Genomic DNA, 17,649 nt, shown 5'->3' with positions numbered 1-17,649 from the left:
AGTACTTCCAGTACTAACTAAAATCAACTTTACCACCAAGCTTTTCTTAGAGACAGAGTGAGAGGTTGATAATCTGGCAAATTATCAGTATACTATAGGGTTAGCAAATTGTAGCGTCAATGTATTTGCGAAATATTCATTCAATAATTTAATAGGGAGCCGTCATTTTGTTAAAAACAGTACTTACATCATTATATTTAGAATAGTTTGAGGATTGTTTTCTTTTTGATAATAAAGATAAGATTACCAAACTATTTACTTAAAAAAATATTAACCTCTATTGCAATAGTCTTTTTTGTATAACGAGCAAGTTATTTCCCTCTAAAAACAAAAAAGCATATGGTTAATAAAAAATATTTTTATTAACTAAGCGGTGTTATTAAAATTGTTATTATATTTGCGGCAAATATCAAATACTTCTTTAAATATATGAGTTCTGGAAGTACTTAGGTTTAATATTAATAACTGAGTTAATAATGAATAGGTAAAACGGGTTATAGACCCTATTATGAACCTTAAATTGCATTATTATGTTTAGACAATTCAGAACAGTCAGCATGATGCTGCTTTTGTTGGGAGGCTCAACAAGAGCGGTTTATGCTGCAAACCCTGATGTAGCAGGGGTGTATGCCACGCGACAGAGCAGTGTTTGTAAAGGTACGGTCAACGATGCCCTTGGTCCTGTTATCGGTGCCTCGGTAGTAGTAAAAGGAAGTACCAATGGTGTGATTACCGACATTGATGGTAATTTCTCTTTGTCCGGTGTGAAAGAAGGCGACATTATCCAAATTTCATTTGTGGGTTACAAAACGGTAGAACAAGTTTGGAATGGAAAACTACTCAACATTAGTTTGCAGGAGGATTCTGAATTACTGGAGGAAGTGGTGGTAGTAGGTTATGGGGGCTCGCAAAAACGTGTTGCGTTGACAACTGCTATCTCGAAAATGGGCAACAAAGTGTTGGAAAATGCTGCTTTCAGTAATGCTGGACAATCTTTACAAGGTTCAGTTACTGGGCTTCGTGTAGTTGACACCAGTGGTCAGCCGGGTGAATCACCCAGTATTATTTCGAACTCACGTTAATCATATATTTTTCCTGTTGCTTTTTACCAAGGTCGATATATGCCAGAGAGTCTCTTTTGTTCCCAAAAATTGATGGCTTATAAATGTTTGATACCAGTGGTAGAAAAAAGGCTACCCCCTTTTGTGTGGAGAGTGTAGCCTTTTTCTTTATTGATGCGGAAAGGGATAAATATACTATTCTGTCCGGAACGTAGAAGCCGGTAATCCTGTTTCGTTCACCAGATTGGCGCGAGTAAACGGTTGCCAGCCGTAGCGCACGTAGCGTGGATTCTTGATGTTTTTATTATAGACTTTCAAGCGGTTCCCTTCTACTTCGGCAACGGCGGGCTCAAACAATCCGTCAATTTCTGCCACCTCAAAAGTGTGCAGAGGCTGACCGTCGGCGCTGTGCAATCCTTCACCATAGTCGAATGCCAGATATGCTGCACCATTACGGAACTCCACGTTGCGGAACATAGGTCCTGAGGGCACTACTTGCGTATGGTTGTAGGTGCGGTTCAATGCCCAGCGTCCCAGTCGGTCACCGATAGGCTTTTTGTTGCGCGGATGCACATCCAACGAATCTCCGAGATCGCTGGAAACAGCCATGCCTGTTGCAGGGATGGTATTCATCATTCTCCGCTGGCTATCGCGGAACCATGGCCATGAAGGGCGGTCTATGCTGGAAAGTTGTACATAGTAGAAAGGTAGTTGCTTGTCGTTCCAATTCTTGCGCCAACTATCTACAAGTAGATGGAACAGCTTTTCGTGTGTGGTGAAATTATGTGCGTTTGACTCTCCTTGGTACCAGATGACGCCTTTTATGGGGAAACTTTCCAAGGGGCGGATGCCTGCCTCATAGAGGTAGCAGGGTTCGTAGGGATGGCGTTGCTCTTTGTAGCTGGATTTTTTGATGTTCAATGCAGCGCGGCCACGTACCCAGTCCTGGATAAAATCATTGCCAGTCCATTGTTTCAGTATGGCAGGGAACCGGTATTCCAACGTGCTGCGTTCTATCCATGCTTCGGTGGGCGAGCCTCCTACGGCATTGCAAATCAATCCGACCGGTACTTGCAGGCTGTCACGTAACATTTTCCCGAAGTAGAAGGCTATGGCAGAGAAGTCACGGGCTGTTTCTGGAGTGGCGTTTTCCCATTGGGCATGTTTGTAGTATTGCAGGTGGTTCAGTGAGTCGAGTACGGACACCGGCCATTCTACGGCGTATGTCAGCCATCGGCCTTTCATGTCGAATAGGCGTAGCTGGTCATCGGTTGCGGCAGGGACATCCTCTGCGGCAGTAGTGGTGGCTTTCAGCATGAATTCCATATTGGACTGTCCTGAGCAAAGCCATACTTCGCCTGCCAATACGTCCTTATATAATAAGGAGGTTTTTCCGTCTGTGATGCTCAAGGTGTGTGGCCCTCCGGCTGCTAGGGGAGCCAATGTCACCTGCCAGCATCCTTGGCTGTCGGTTTCGGTTGTTTTCTTCTGCCCGGCTATTTTTACTTTTATTTTACTATGGGCGTTTGCTTTTCCTTTGATTAACAAGGGACGGTCGCGTTGCAGAACCATTCCATTTGTATAAGTGATAGGCATTTGCAGACCTCCATAGTCGCCTGTAATGGCAGAATAGACGGTTTGTGCCAGGATTTTGGCACCTTCGGGGTTGGGATGGATGGCATCGGGTAAGAGGAAAGGATAGGGGTAGAGCGGTTGCTCGAAATCCATCAGTTGCACGTCGGCTACGCGGGCAACGGTTTCTATCGCCTGCTGGATTTCTCCGCGCCAGTCGCGTGTGCCGGATTCGAACCGCGGATGGCGGTCGGCAATGGGAGTCAGTTTGGCTATGATGACTTTACAGCCCGGACGGACGGTGCGGAAACTATCAATCAGTGCTAGATAGTCGCGGATAAATTCATCTTGATAATGGGGCCAGTCACGAGGGTCGGTATCGTTGATGCCTAGATGAATTACTACAATGTCGCCGGCAAATTCCATCGCTTGTCGATACTCTTCTTGCTGCATATAGGGGCGATGTCCTTTGTTAAGCAGGGTAGCTCCTGATTTACCGAAGTTTCCTACCTGATAGGTATCACCCAACATTTGTTGTAATTGTGACGGGTAAGCTTGTGTTTCACGTTCGGGCAGTGTGTAGCCATACGTGATACTGTTTCCCACACATGCCACTTTGATACGTTTCTGGGCCGGAGCATACAAAGCGAGCAATGTAAACAAAGAATAGAGAATGATTTTTTTCATGGCATTTTCTTTAAGATTGATATTTCCTCAGCAAAGATAGGAAAATGTTGGATTAAAGTGGCGTTTTTATTATATACAAGAAGTAAATTAAAAAAATATATTAATTGACTGTGGCTTTTAAATATATAAATAGTATATTTGCGTAAAATCTTTTATCCGATAATATGAAAAGTAAACTATTGTACACTTTTATTGCTTGTTTTAGCTTATGGAATGCTCAGGCTAATGATACTTCCGAAGTATTGATGTTGAATCAGGGATGGATGTTTTCTCAGGCGGGCACCGATAAATGGAGGTCGGCCACTGTACCGGGAACTGTGCATCAAGATTTGCTGAATCACCAATTGCTTCCCGACCCTTTTTTCGGGACGAATGAGAAGAATATTCAGTGGGTGGAGAATGAGGACTGGGAATACAAGACTACGTTTACCGTGACGGAAGAACAGCTTTCGCGGGAAGCTGCCATGATGACTTTTGAAGGGCTTGATACGTATGCGGACGTTTATCTCAACGGTGCATTGTTGTTGAAGTCGGACAATATGTTTGTCGGTTATTCCGTTCCGGTGAAAGAGGTGCTCCGTCAGGGAGAAAACAAACTGCATGTCTTTTTCCGTTCACCTATCAAGGAGACATTGCCGCAATGGGCGTCGAACGGATTTGACTATCCGGCAGACAATGACCATTCAGATAAGAAGCTCAGTGTATTTACCCGAAAGGCTCCTTACAGCTACGGCTGGGACTGGGGAATCCGTATGGTAACCAGCGGCATTTGGCGTCCCGTCACGTTGTGTTTCTATGATGTGGCTACTATTGATGACTATCATGTGAAACAGCTTTCGCTGACCGACCGGCAGGCAGAGATTTCCAATGAGCTGGAGATAAACAGTATATCATCGGGAAAAGAGGAAGCCGAAATCATCGTGTCCTGTTCTTTGAAGGACGGACAGCCCCTTACCGTCAAACAGTCGGTAGTGCTGAATCCTGGCATCAACCATGTGAAAATTCCTGTAGAGATTAAGAATCCGGTGCGTTGGATGCCCAATGGCTGGGGAGAACCAGTGCTGTATGATTTTACGGCGCAAGTGGTCTGCCGGGGAAAGACGGTTGCTTCCGGACATCATCGTATCGGACTCCGTACGATTCGTCTGGTGAATGAAAAGGACGAACATGGTGAATCCTATTACTTTGAAGTGAATGGTATCCCCATGTTTGCCAAAGGTGCCAACTTTATTCCCAATGACATTCTATTGCCTAACATGACCGACGAGCGTTATGCTACCCTGTTCCGTGACATCAAAGAAGCCAATATGAATGTCATCCGTGTATGGGGAGGAGGCACTTACGAGGATAATCGCTTTTATGACCTTGCAGATGAAAACGGCATCTTGATATGGCAGGATTTCATGTTCGGATGCACCGTTTATCCGGCTGATCCGGTATTCTTGAAACGCGTTTCCGAGGAGGTGGATTACAATATCAAGCGTCTGCGCAATCATGCTTGCTTGGCTATGTGGTGCGGTAACAACGAAATATTGGAAGGATTGAAATATTGGGGATGGCAATCCCGTTATACTCCCGAGGTATATGAGGAGTTTTACCGCAACTATGACAAACTGTTCCGCGAACTGCTTCCTTCCAAAGTGAAGGAGTGGGATGAGGGACGCTCTTATGTTCATACTTCTCCTTATTTCTCCAATTGGGGACGCCCTGATTCTTGGAATATCGGTGACAGCCACAACTGGGGTATCTGGTACGGCAAGAAAACTTTTGAATCGTCTGATACGGAAATCGGACGTTTCCAGAGCGAGTTCGGTTTCGAGTCGTTCCCCGAAATGAAGACCATCGCCACTTTTGCTTCTCCCGAAGATTATGAGATAGAATCTGAAGTAATGACTGCCCATCAGAAGAGTTCGTTGGGCAATGACTTGATACGTACCTATATGGAACGTGATTTCATCGTTCCCGAAAAATTTGAGGATTTTGTTTATGTCGGTCTTGTATTGCAAGGGCAAGGGATGCGCTATTGCTTTGAAGCGCACCGTCGCAACCGCCCATACTGCATGGGAACGCTCTATTGGCAGCTGAATGATAGCTGGCCGGTCGTATCGTGGTCGGGCATTGATTATTATGGTAATTGGAAAGCATTGCATTACCAGGCGAAACGTGCGTTTGCTCCGTTGATAGTTAATCCTGTCCATGAGAACGGGCATCTGAATGTCTATCTGCTTTCTGATAAATTGGAAGATTCGGCAGGTATGACTTTAGAAATGCGGTTGATGGATTTCAACGGCAAGAAACTACAGCAGGAGTCGGTCAAAGTGGAGGCTCCTGCCAATAGCTCTGTGAAAGTATTTGGTAAGGATTTAGATGAATGGGCCGATGAAAAGCTGCGTAAGGAGTGCTATCTGCTCTTGTCTTTGAAGGATAAGCATGGAAAGGAAGTGGCGCGTGATGTTCACTATTTTGCGCCCACTAAAGAGTTGGATTTACCCCAAACAATGGTGAAAAGTAAGATAAAGGTCGTAGAGGACGGTGTGTGTGAAGTGACACTGTCTGCTTCAAAGTTGGCGAAGGACGTTTTTGTGCAAATACCTTATCAAGGTGCGCGTTTTACAGATAATTTCTTTGATTTATTGCCGGGAGAGACACACCGAATTATGATTACCTCTCCGGAAATAAAAAAAGGTATAAATCCGGAAATTCTTGTGAAGCATATACGGGAAACTTATTAATTTTTTAAAAATATCAAGATGAAAAACCTATTGAAGATGGCAACGGCGATTGCCATGACCGGATGGTTGTGTTCATGTTCCGGTGAGAAAACAGCAGCGAATTACCAAGTGATTCCTATCCCTCAGGAAATAGTGATGGCTGCCAATGGTGAGTTTGCATTGAATAATAATGTTAAAATTATTTATCCGGAAGGAAATGAGGCTATGCAGCGCAATGCTCAGTATTTGGCTGGCTATCTGAAAAAGGCTACTGGTAAGGTGTATCAGATTGAAACTGGTACTGAAGGTAAGGGGAATATCTTGCTTCAGGTGGTTTCGGATGTTGAAAAACCGGAAGCTTATCAGTTGAAAGTAAATGCGGAAGGAGTTGTGATTTCGGGTGCAAGCGAGGCGGGTGTCTTCTACGGTATTCAGACGTTGCGCAAGTCTATCCCCGTATTGGAAAACAGTACTCCTGTGCTGTCTTATGTGGAAATTAGTGATGCTCCCCGTTTCGATTATCGTGGTGCTCACTTTGACGTAAGCCGTCACTTCTTTACAGTGGAGGAGGTGAAAAGTTTCATTGATATGATGGCATTGCACAACATGAATCGTTTGCATTGGCACATCACTGATGACCAAGGCTGGCGTATTGAGATTAAAAAATATCCGTTGCTTACTGAAATCGGTTCTCAGCGAAAGGAAACCGTTATTGGCCATAATTCAGGTGAATATGACGGCAAGCCTTATGGAGGATTCTATACGCAGGAGGAGGCAAGGGAAATTGTGGCATACGCTGCCGAACGTTATATTACGGTAGTTCCTGAGATAGACCTTCCAGGACACATGCAGGCTGCATTGGCTGCCTATCCGCAACTGGGATGTACGGGTGGTCCGTATGACGTGTGGACTATCTGGGGAGTGTCTGATAACGTGCTTTGCGCAGGAAATGACAGTGTGCTGACTTTCATTGACGATGTTTTGGCAGAAATAATAGATATATTTCCCTCGGAATATATACACATCGGTGGTGATGAATGCCCGAAGGTGAAATGGAAATCTTGTTCCAAGTGCCAGGCGCGTATCAAAGCTCTGGGCATCAAGTCTGATGATAAGCATAGCAAGGAAGAGTATCTGCAAAGCTTTATCATTAATCATGGTGAAAAGTTTCTGAATGCGCATGGTCGCCAGATGATAGGTTGGGACGAAACATTGGAAGGTGGTCTGGCGCCGAATGCCACCGTGATGTCTTGGCGTGGCGAAGGTGGAGGTATCGAAGCTGCCAAGCAACATCATGATGTGATTATGACTCCGAACACTTATCTCTACTTTGATTATTATCAGACTAAGGATACAGAGAACGAGCCTATGGCCATTGGTGGTTACCTGCCGTTGGAACGCGTTTACAGCTATGAGCCGATGCCCCGTTCGCTCACTCAGGAAGAACAGAAATATATTGTAGGTGTTCAAGCCAATCATTGGACTGAATACATTCCTACATTCTCGCAGTTGCAATACATGGCATTGCCTCGCTGGGCAGCTCTCTGCGAAATACAGTGGAGCCAGGCTGACAAGAAGGATTACCAGAACTTCCTGACTCGTTTGCCGCAACTCATCAGTCTGTATCAGACCGAGGGTTACAACTATGCAAAACATGTGTTCGACGTAACTGCCGATTTCCAGGCTAATGCGGAGACCGGTGTCGTAGAGGTACGTATGAAGACGATTGATGATGCTCCCATTCATTATACATTGGACGGGACGGAGCCCACTTCCGCTTCTCCGATGGCCGACAGTGTGCTTTCCATCAAAGAAAACTGTATACTCCAGGCAGTAGCTGTACGCCCTTCGGGCAATAGTCGCATCTTTTCAGAGAAAGTGGTTTTCAGCAAATCTACTTGCAAATCCATCGTGGCTAACCAGCCGGTGAACAAACAATACGAGTTTAAAGGCGTATCTACTTTAACTGACGGATTGAAAGGTAATGGTAACTATAAGACCGGTCGTTGGATTGCTTTCTACCGCAATGATATGGATGTGACTATCGACTTGCAGCAGCCTACTGAAATATCCAGTGTGGCTTTCTCTACTTGTGTAGAGAAGGGGGATTGGGTGTTTGATGTGCGTGGCATTACTATTGAAGTATCCGATGATGGGGAGAATTTTACGAAAGTCTTTTCTGAAGAGTATCCGGAGATGAAGGAGACCGATCGTAACGGATTGTATGAGCATAAACAGACTTTTGCGCCCGTAAAAACCCGTTATGTACGCGTTTTGGGACTTTCAGAACGCTCTATTCCTGCTTGGCATGGTGGAAAGGGTAATTTTGGTTTCTTGTTTGTTGACGAGATTGTAATCGAGTAAAAGAAATAATGATAACAGAAAGATGAAATTAGTGGATAAATACTTGTGGGGAGTGGCTTTTGGGGCACTCCTTACAAGTTGTGGCGCAAATGCCGTACAGAAGGATTATGCGGATTACGTCAATCCGTTTATTGGCACCGGAGGACATGGACACACGTTCCCCGGTGCTGTTGTTCCCAATGGAATGATACAACCGGGACCTGATACCCGTATTTACGGTTGGGATGCTTGCTCGGGCTATTATGATACGGATACTGTAATCAATGGCTTTTCACATCTTCATCTCAGTGGAACAGGGTGTGGCGATTATGGTGAGATTCTATTGATGCCTACTGTAGGCAAGCAGCAAACTGTCCTTTCTGAGGAGGTAGCTTCTTCAGATGTCTCCTTTGCCGCAACGGGAGGTTCTCCTGCTCAGACATTACCCTATGCTTCCCGGTTCCGTCATCAAAGTGAGGTGGCTGCTCCCGGTTACTATTCTGTGTTCCTTGAGACATATGGGGTGAAAGCGGAACTGACTTCCACTTCGAGGGTAGCATTGCACCGCTATACTTTTCCTGAAAGCAGTGAGGCGGGCTTTATCTTGGACTTGGATTATTCCCTGCAAGGGCAGTACAATCGTGCTCTCTCTTTGGAAGTGGTAAATGATTCTACGTTGCGGGGGTATAAGAATACCAACAGTTGGGCGTGGAGACACGATGTCTATTTTGAAGCAGTATTCTCGAAGCCTTTCACGTGTGATATTCTGACCGATTCTATTCTTCATCCGGACGGAAAGCGTGTTTTGCCAGTGAAGAAAGCATTGCTCCATTTCGCGACTGCCAAGGATGAACAGGTTCTGGTGAAGGTGGCACTCTCTTCGGTAGATGGGGAAGGAGCAAAGAAAAACTTGGCAGAGATTCCGGGATGGAACTTTGAGCGGGTGAAGGCTGATGCCCGTCGTGACTGGAATGAGTATTTGGGTAAGATAGATGTTGAGGGTGGTAATGTTGATCAGAAGACCGTGTTCTATACGGCGCTTTATCATACTGGTATTTCTCCAAGTCTGTTTACTGACATCGATGGACGGTATCGTGGTTTAGACCGTGAGATACATACTGCTGAGTCAGATAAGCCTATGTACACCATTTTCTCCCTATGGGATACGTTCCGTGCCCTGCATCCGTTGCTCACTATCATTGAGCCGGAGCAAAATACCCGTTTCATCAATGCTTTGTTGAAACAGTATCAGGATGGAGGTATCTTGCCGATGTGGGAACTGGCAGGTAACTATACCGGTACGATGATTGGTTACCATGCAGTGCCGGTTATTGTAGATGCGTATATGAAAGGCGACCGTGGCTTTGATGCTCGATTGGCTTTGGAAGCTTGTTTACGTAGTGCCGAGTACGATACGTTGGCACCCATCGCCACCACCGATTACCTGAAACATGCTGCTTTGATGCCTATTTCTAAATACTATAAGAATACATTGGGGTATGTGCCTTGCGACAAAGAGAATGAATCGGTGGCGAAAGGATTGGAATATGCGTACAACGACTGGTGCATCAGTCAGTTGGCAGAGGCCTTGGGCGATACGGCTACACAGCATCGTTATGCAGAATTCGGTCGTTCCTATCGTCATTATTTCGATTCGGGGGTGCGCTTCATGCGCGGAAAAGATTTGGAGGGAAAATGGCGTACTCCGTTCAATCCCCGTTCCAGTAATCATCGCGAAGATGACTATTGTGAAGGTACAGCTTGGCAATGGACATGGTTTGTGCCGCAGGATGTAGAAGGACTGGTAGAACTAATGGGGGGGCGTGAGGGCTTTATCGCCAAATTGGATTCCTTGTTCACTGCCGACTCGACTTTGGAAGGTGACCAGACTTCTGCCGATATATCTGGATTGATAGGGCAGTATGCTCATGGAAATGAGCCAAGCCATCACATTCTGCATCTATATAATAAGGTAGGGCAGCCTTGGAAAACTCAAGCTTTGGTGGATAGTGTGCTTCATAGCCAGTATTTCAACAATCCCAATGGACTTTCCGGCAATGAAGATTGCGGACAAATGTCTGCTTGGTATGTGCTAAATGCCATGGGTTTTTATCAACTCTGTCCTGGTAATCCGGAATATTCCATCGGTCGTCCTTTGTTTGATGCGATTACAATCCGCTTGCCTCAGGGTAAGGAGTTTAAAATTGTAGTTCAAAACAACTCAGCGGAAAACAAGTATATTGAGAGTGCCGTTTTGAACAGAACGGTGTTGTCGAAACCTTATTTTACCCATCAGCAACTGATGGAGGGAGGTACCCTGCAAGTGGTGATGACCAATCAACCGACAAAGTGGGGGGCGGAATAGTATAATTTGCTAAACATGTTTGATATGTATTTTACAAAAACAACAATTAGTGTCTTTCTGTTGACTGCTCTTCTTTTTTGTGGAAGTTTGTCGGCGCAAAGAGTCATTCCTGTGCCGCGGCAAGTGGAGCAACAGAACGGCATGTTCTGTATCACCAAAGACACCAAATTTTGTACTAATCTGCAAGGAGAGGAGAGAGAACGGCTGATAGCCTATCTCTCTTCCCAACCTTCTTTTTTGAACAGAAAAGTATATGTGGCGAACCGCGCCGAAGGAAATACGATTTCCCTCCAAAAACGCCCAGTGTCAGGCGTCTCTTCTGAAGAGGGGTATGTGCTGGATGTGAACATTGGGGGAATTACTATCTCTTCAGCTACGGATGCCGGACTGTTTTATGGCTTGCAGACCTTGCTTCAGTTGGCTGAACCTGCCGGAGAGAACCTTTGGCAAGTGGCTGCCGTCCGGATAGAAGATGCGCCCCGTTTCGACTATCGTGGCTTGATGATTGATGTCTCACGGCATTTTCGTAGCAAGGAGTTCTTGATGAAGCAGATAGATGCTTTGGCATATTATAAAATCAATCGCTTGCATCTGCATTTGACGGATGCCGCCGGGTGGAGAATCGAGATCAAGAAATATCCCCGGCTTACGGAACTGGCCGCATGGCGTCCTGAAAGTATCTGGAAGGAGTGGTGGAATGCTCCCGATGGGCGTAAATATTGCGAAGGTACAGATTCTGAAGCTTATGGCGGTTATTATACCCAGGAGGATATTCGTGAACTGGTGCGTTATGCAGCAGAACGACATATCACCATTATACCTGAAATAGAAATGCCGGCTCATTCGGAAGAAGCTTTGGCGGCTTATCCTGAACTCTCATGTCAGGGAAAGCCTTATGCCAGTGCGGATTTTTGTGTCGGCAACGAACAGACATTTGCTTTTCTGCAAGATGTGCTGACAGAGGTGATGGCACTCTTCCCCTCCGAGTATATCCACGTGGGAGGTGACGAAGCTGGCAAACAGGCTTGGAAAAGTTGTCCTAAGTGCCAACAGCGTATGAAGAATGAGGGATTAAAGAATCTGAATGAATTACAAAGTTACCTCATTCACCGTATGGAGGTATTTCTGAACAAGCATGGCCGCAAACTGTTGGGGTGGGATGAAATTATGGAAGGCGGTTTGGCACCCAATGCCACCGTAATGTCTTGGCGTGGTGAAGAAGGAGGTCTAAAAGCCGTAAAATCCGGTCACCGTGCCGTGATGACTCCGGGGGCATATTGCTATTTTGACAGTTATCAGGACGCGCCTTACTCGCAACCGGAGGCAATAGGCGGTTATCTGCCATTGTCCAAGGTCTATTCGTATAATCCTGTTCCCGCTTCGTTTACTCAGGAAGATGTTAAACTTCTATATGGTGTGCAGGCCAATTTGTGGGCGGAGTATATACCTACTGATGAACATTATGAGAGTATGATATATCCCCGTATTCTGGCACTTTCCGAAGTAGCTTGGAGCATGCCGGAACGTAAATCGTACTTGGATTTTCATCGTAGTGCCTTGCGCGAGGTAGAACGATTGGAAGCTGCTGGTTATCATCCTTTCCAACTGAAAGACGAGATTGGCAACCGTCCGGAATCTCTCCATCCGATTCGGCATCTGGCGTTTGGCAAACCGGTGAAGTATAATGCACCTTATAGTGAGTATTATAAAGCGCAGGGAGAAAAAACGTTGACTGACGGTATTCGTGGTGGATGGACTAACGTAGATGGTGCATGGCAGGGTTTTATTTCGCACAATCGGCTGGACGTGACTATTGATTTGGAAGAAGAAGATGAAATCAGGTCAGTCTGTGCAGATTTTATGCAGGTGGTAGGGCCGGAGATTTTCCTTCCTGCTGAGGTTATTATTTCTGTTTCGCTTGATAACGTGAATTTTACAGAACTGACGCATCTGAAGAACATTGTGTCTAAGGACTCGGTCGTTTGTTTCAAAAATTACGGCTGGAAAGGAGAGACACGCGCCCGTTATATCCGCTATCAGGCACGTTCCGACAAGAAGATTGGCGGGTGGATATTTACGGACGAGATAGTGGTGGATGGTGGTGCCAGACAACCGGTGGATTATGTGAATCCTTTTGTGGGTACTACCAATTATGGCACTACTAACCCGGGCGCAGTGTGTCCGCAAGGAATGATGTCGGTAGTTCCTTTCAATGTGATGGGAGCTGTGAACGGTAACATTGACAAAGACAGTCGTTGGTGGTCTACCCCATACGAGTATAAGAATACCTATTTTACCGGCTATGCGCATGTCAACCTCAGTGGTGTAGGATGCCCCGAATTGGGTTCGTTGCTGTTGATGCCTACTGCGGGTGAGTTGAATGTGGATTATCTGCAATATGGCAGTTCTTATAGAGACGAACAGGCTACTCCCGGTTACTATACCAACTACTTGACCAAATATGGTATAAAGACTGAGGTTACTGCTACTTCCCGTACAGGTCGTACCCGTTTCACCTTCCCGGCCGGACAAGGAAATGTTTTGCTGAATTTGGGCGAGGGACTGACCAATGAAAGTGGTGCTACCGTCCGTTTTGTGAGTGATACGGAAATTGAGGGAAGCAAGTTACTGGGAACTTTCTGTTATAATCCCAATGCAGTATTTCCGGTCTATTTCGTAATGAAGATAAATAAAACTCCAAAAACGAAGGGCTATTGGAAGCAGATGCGTAAGATGGGTGTGGAGGCTCAATGGGACAATACATCGGGGACTCGTAAACTTTATCCGCATTATACCAAAGAAATGAGCGGGGATGACATTGGTGTATGGTTTACTTTCGACGCTGAGAGTAACGAACAGGTAGAAGTAAGTATGGGAGTCTCTTTTGTGAGCATTGACAATGCACGGCAGAACTTGGAGGCAGAACAGTCGGGAAAAAGTTTTGAAGAACTGCACACTGCCGCACGTCAAGCTTGGAACGATGACCTCAGCCGGGTGCTGGTAGAGGGTGGAACGGAGGAGCAACGTCGTGTGTTCTATACCGCGTTGTATCATTTTCTGATTCATCCGAATACTTTGCAAGACGTCAACGGGCAGTATCCGGTCATGGAAGGTGACGAAATCCGCACGGTGAGAGGAAACCGCTATACCGTATTCTCTTTATGGGATACTTATCGGAACGTTCATCAATTGATGACTTTGCTCTTCCCCGATCGTCAGCTTGATATGGTACGTACCATGATAGATATGTATCGTGAACATGGTTGGTTGCCAAAATGGGAACTTTATGGTCGTGAAACGCTTACGATGGAAGGCGATCCTTCCATTCCCGTAATTGTGGATACTTGGATGAAAGGCTTGCGCGATTTTGATGTCGCAACAGCGTATGAGGCGATGTACAAGTCGGCTACTTTACCCGGTAAAGAGAATCTGATGCGTCCGGATGCTGATGATTATTATTCACTGGGTTATGTTCCTTTGCGTGAGCAGTATGACAATTCGGTTTCGCATGCGTTGGAATACTATATTGCAGACTATGCTCTTTCTCGTTTAGCAAAGGCATTAGGTAAAAAGGAGGATGCGGAGCTTTTTTACAAACGCTCTATGGGTTATAAGCATTATTATTGTCGCGAGTTCGGTACGCTTCGTCCCATCCTGCCGGATGGAAAGTTCTATTCGCCTTTCGATCCCATGGAAGGAGCAAATTTCGCACCCAGTCCGGGTTTTCACGAAGGAAATTCCTGGAACTATACATTTTATGTGCCTCATGATGTGTTGGGGCTTGCCAAACTGATGGGGGGCAGGAAAAACTTCGTGGACAAACTTCAGAAAGTGTTTGATGAAGGACTGTATGATCCTGCTAATGAACCGGACATTGCTTATCCTTATCTTTTCAGCTATTTCCCTGGAGAAGAATGGCGTACTCAAAAACTAGTAAAAGAATTGTTGGCACGCTATTTTACGGATAAGCCAAATGGTATCCCGGGTAATGATGATACAGGTACGATGTCTGCATGGGCTATTTTTAGCATGATAGGTTTCTATCCGGATTGTCCCGGCACTCCGGACTATACCCTTACGACACCGGCTTTCGATAAAGTAACTCTCAGTTTGGATTCGCGTTATTATAAGGAGGATAAACTGGTGATTCGCAAGTCTTCCAATTCGGATTACATTAAGGAGGTGAAGTTGGATGGAGTAAAACACAATGGTTTCCGTATCACTCACGATGAATTGGTGCATGCTGGGGAGTTGGTGTTTGAAATGAGCAAAAACAATAAAATGAATGAAAACAATAAATGAAAATGATATGAACCGAATTTTTAAACTTGCAGCTATTTTTATGTTGGCTGTTCCTCTGCTGCTTCAGGCACAAGTACGTACTGTGCAGACTTTCAAGAAAGGATGGAAGTTCACTCGTGAAGACAGCAAGGATTTCAGTAGTCGCACTTACAATGATATCAAATGGCAGTCTGTGACGGTGCCGCACGATTGGGCTATTTATGGTCCTTTCAGCATCAACAATGACAAGCAAAATGTAGCTATTGCCCAGGATGGTCAGAAAGAAGCGATGGAACATGCCGGACGTACAGGAGGATTACCTTTTGTTGGGGTGGGATGGTATCGCTTGAATTTTGAGGCTCCTGCTTTTGCAAAAGGCAAAAAGGCGACTCTGGTGTTTGACGGTGCCATGAGTCATGCGCATGTTTATGTAAATGGACAAAAGGCCGGATATTGGCCTTACGGTTATAATTCTTTCTTTATGGATGTTACACCTTATTTGAAAGAGAACGAAGTGAACACGCTTGCCGTGCGTTTGGAGAACGAACCGGAGTCTTCCCGTTGGTATCCGGGAGCGGGATTGTACCGCAATGTGCATCTTGTCATCAATGAAGAGGCGCATATTCCGGTATGGGGCACTGTAGTTACTACTCCGGTAGTGGAAGAAGGATTTGCCAGAATCAATGTGAAGACAGAATTGACGATGCCTGTCGGTAAAAATGTGTCTGATTACCGCATTGTAACCCAAATTAAAAATGCGGAAGGCAAAATGCTCTCTTCGGACGACAGACCGGGTGATAAACTGGACGGTACTTTCTTCAACCAGAATTTTGTGGTCTACAATCCTTCTTTATGGTCGCCCGACGCTCCTGTACTCTACACGGCTGAGACCAAGATTTATGAGGGTGAGGTTCTGAAAGATGAGTATGCGACCCGTTTTGGTATCCGTACGATAGAACTTATTCCTGATAAAGGCTTCTTCCTGAACGGAAAGGTGACGAAATTCAAAGGGGTATGTAACCACCATGACTTAGGACCTCTGGGAGGAATAGCCAACGAAGCGGGTATTCGTCGTCAGATTCGTATATTGAAGGATATGGGTTGCAACGCCATCCGTACTTCCCATAACATGCCTGCCCCCGAATTGATTCGTGCCTGTGACGAGATGGGTATGATGGTGATGGCAGAGTCTTTCGATGAATGGAAAGGTGCCAAAGTGCAGAACGGGTATCATAAGATATTTGATGAATGGGTGGAGAAGGACTTGGTAAATCTGGTTCACCACTATCGTAATAATCCCAGTGTCATGATGTGGTGTATCGGCAATGAGGTTCCCGACCAGTGGAACAGAAACCGTGGTCCGAAACTTTCGCGTATGCTTCAGGACATTTGTCATCGTGAAGACCCCACACGTCTTGTCACTCAAGGTATGGATGCTCCGGATGCCGTAGTCAACAATAATATGGCGGCAACGATGGATGTGGCCGGGTTTAATTATCGTCCGCATAAGTATTCGGAGAATTACAAAAAACTTCCTCAATGTATTGTTTTGGGCAGTGAAACCGCTTCTACGGTTAGTTCCCGTGGAGTGTATAAGTTTCCTGTGGAACGCCGTTCCATGCAGAAATATTCCGACCACCAGTCTTCTTCCTACGATGTTGAACATTGCGGTTGGAGTAACTTACCGGAAGATGATTGGATTTGGCATGAGGATAATAACTGGTGCATAGGAGAATTTGTATGGACTGGATTCGATTATCTGGGCGAGCCCACTCCTTATTATACCGACTGGCCCAGCCATTCCTCGCTTTTCGGCATCATAGACCTTGCCGGGTTACCCAAAGACCGTTTCTACCTCTATCGCAGCCATTGGAATCCCGAAGAGGAAACCTTGCATATACTTCCTCATTGGAATTGGGAAGGTCGTGAAGGAGAGGTGACTCCGGTGTTTGTCTATACCAACTATCCGTCGGCAGAGCTCTTTATCAATGGCAAGAGCCAAGGTAAGCGCAGTAAGGATTTGTCTGTGACGGTGGAAAACAGTAAAGATTCTACTTCCACAGCCAACTTCAAGCGGCAGCAGCGCTATCGTCTGATGTGGATGGATACCAGATATGAACCGGGCTGTGTAAAAGTTGTTGCCTACGATAAAGATGGAAAAGCGGTCGCTGAGAGAGAAATGCACACAGCCGGCGCTCCCCACCACATTGAACTGGTTGCAGATCGTACAGTTCTCAGTGCAGATGGTGAGGATTTGTCATTTGTCACCGTAAAAGTGGTAGATAAAGATGGTAATCTTTGTCCTCTTGCTGAGAATGAGATTCGCTTCAATGTAAAAGGAGTCGGTTTTTATCGTGCAGGTGCCAACGGAAATCCCGCTTCATTGGAAAGTTTCCAGACTCCGAAAATGAAAGTATTCAACGGTATGATGACTGCCATCGTGGCTGTTACCGATAAACCGGGAAGCATCTTGCTTGAGGCCACTGCCAAAGGACTGAAAAAAGCGGTATTGAAGCTGGAAAGTAAGTAATCTGTATTATTATCCCCGTATTTAGATAAATATCACAGTTTGTCTAATACGGGGATTTTAAATAAATATTTTTATTAATACATTGTTATAAATTTAAAT

The 17,649-nt window shown here is 45.5% G+C and carries 6 protein-coding genes and 2 pseudogenes; 7 read left to right on the top strand and 1 reads right to left on the bottom strand.

Going from position 1 to position 17,649, the window contains the following annotated elements; all coding sequences use genetic code 11:
• Nucleotides 1–530 precede the first annotated feature (530 nt).
• A pseudogene (locus M1B78_RS12085) lies at nt 531–1,064 on the top strand (carboxypeptidase-like regulatory domain-containing protein); the annotation flags it as partial.
• Nucleotides 1,065–1,256: 192 nt separating this feature from the next.
• On the opposite strand, the gene M1B78_RS12080 reads toward M1B78_RS12085, so the two are convergent.
• Nucleotides 1,257–3,320, bottom strand: coding sequence for a GDSL-type esterase/lipase family protein (locus M1B78_RS12080; RefSeq protein ID WP_257940790.1), 2,064 nt, complete (start codon nt 3,318–3,320; stop codon nt 1,257–1,259).
• Nucleotides 3,321–3,484: 164 nt separating this feature from the next.
• Between M1B78_RS12080 and M1B78_RS12075 the strand changes: the two genes are divergently transcribed.
• From M1B78_RS12075 to M1B78_RS12050, 6 genes and pseudogenes are all read left to right on the top strand, one after another.
• A complete protein-coding gene (locus M1B78_RS12075) occupies nt 3,485–6,052 on the top strand; it encodes a beta-mannosidase (RefSeq protein ID WP_136009054.1) in 2,568 nt (855 codons plus the stop codon).
• Nucleotides 6,053–6,070: 18 nt separating this feature from the next.
• A complete protein-coding gene (locus tag M1B78_RS12070; protein WP_257940789.1) occupies nt 6,071–8,395 on the top strand; it encodes a glycoside hydrolase family 20 protein in 2,325 nt (774 codons plus the stop codon).
• Between the two features lie 22 nt (nt 8,396–8,417).
• Nucleotides 8,418–10,739, top strand: coding sequence for a GH92 family glycosyl hydrolase (locus M1B78_RS12065; protein ID WP_257940788.1), 2,322 nt, complete (start codon nt 8,418–8,420; stop codon nt 10,737–10,739).
• Between the two features lie 15 nt (nt 10,740–10,754).
• Nucleotides 10,755–12,242: pseudogene (locus M1B78_RS12060) on the top strand (beta-N-acetylhexosaminidase); the annotation flags it as partial.
• A 555-nt stretch (nt 12,243–12,797) separates the two neighbouring features.
• On the top strand, nt 12,798–15,041 hold the full coding sequence (locus tag M1B78_RS12055; RefSeq protein WP_257940793.1) for a GH92 family glycosyl hydrolase: 2,244 nt from the start codon (nt 12,798–12,800) through the stop codon (nt 15,039–15,041).
• 7 nt (nt 15,042–15,048) lie between these two features.
• Nucleotides 15,049–17,550, top strand: a complete 2,502-nt coding sequence (locus M1B78_RS12050) for a DUF4982 domain-containing protein (RefSeq protein WP_257940787.1) — start codon at nt 15,049–15,051, stop codon at nt 17,548–17,550.
• Nucleotides 17,551–17,649 lie beyond the last annotated feature (99 nt).

Origin of the sequence: Bacteroides muris (ex Fokt et al. 2023) (assembly GCF_024704895.1) — a bacterium.
GTDB classification, from domain to species: domain Bacteria; phylum Bacteroidota; class Bacteroidia; order Bacteroidales; family Bacteroidaceae; genus Bacteroides; species Bacteroides muris.
This window is presented reverse-complemented; position numbering and strand designations above follow the sequence as displayed.

Bases quoted from the DNA above. Each gene is read 5' to 3' on its own strand.
- M1B78_RS12080 (WP_257940790.1), bottom strand. From the start codon at position 3,320: ATGAAAAAAATCATTCTCTATTCTTTGTTTACATTGCTCGCTTTGTAT.
- M1B78_RS12075 (WP_136009054.1), top strand. From the start codon at position 3,485: ATGAAAAGTAAACTATTGTACACTTTTATTGCTTGTTTTAGCTTATGG.
- M1B78_RS12070 (WP_257940789.1), top strand. From the start codon at position 6,071: ATGAAAAACCTATTGAAGATGGCAACGGCGATTGCCATGACCGGATGG.
- M1B78_RS12065 (WP_257940788.1), top strand. From the start codon at position 8,418: ATGAAATTAGTGGATAAATACTTGTGGGGAGTGGCTTTTGGGGCACTC.
- M1B78_RS12050 (WP_257940787.1), top strand. From the start codon at position 15,049: ATGAACCGAATTTTTAAACTTGCAGCTATTTTTATGTTGGCTGTTCCT.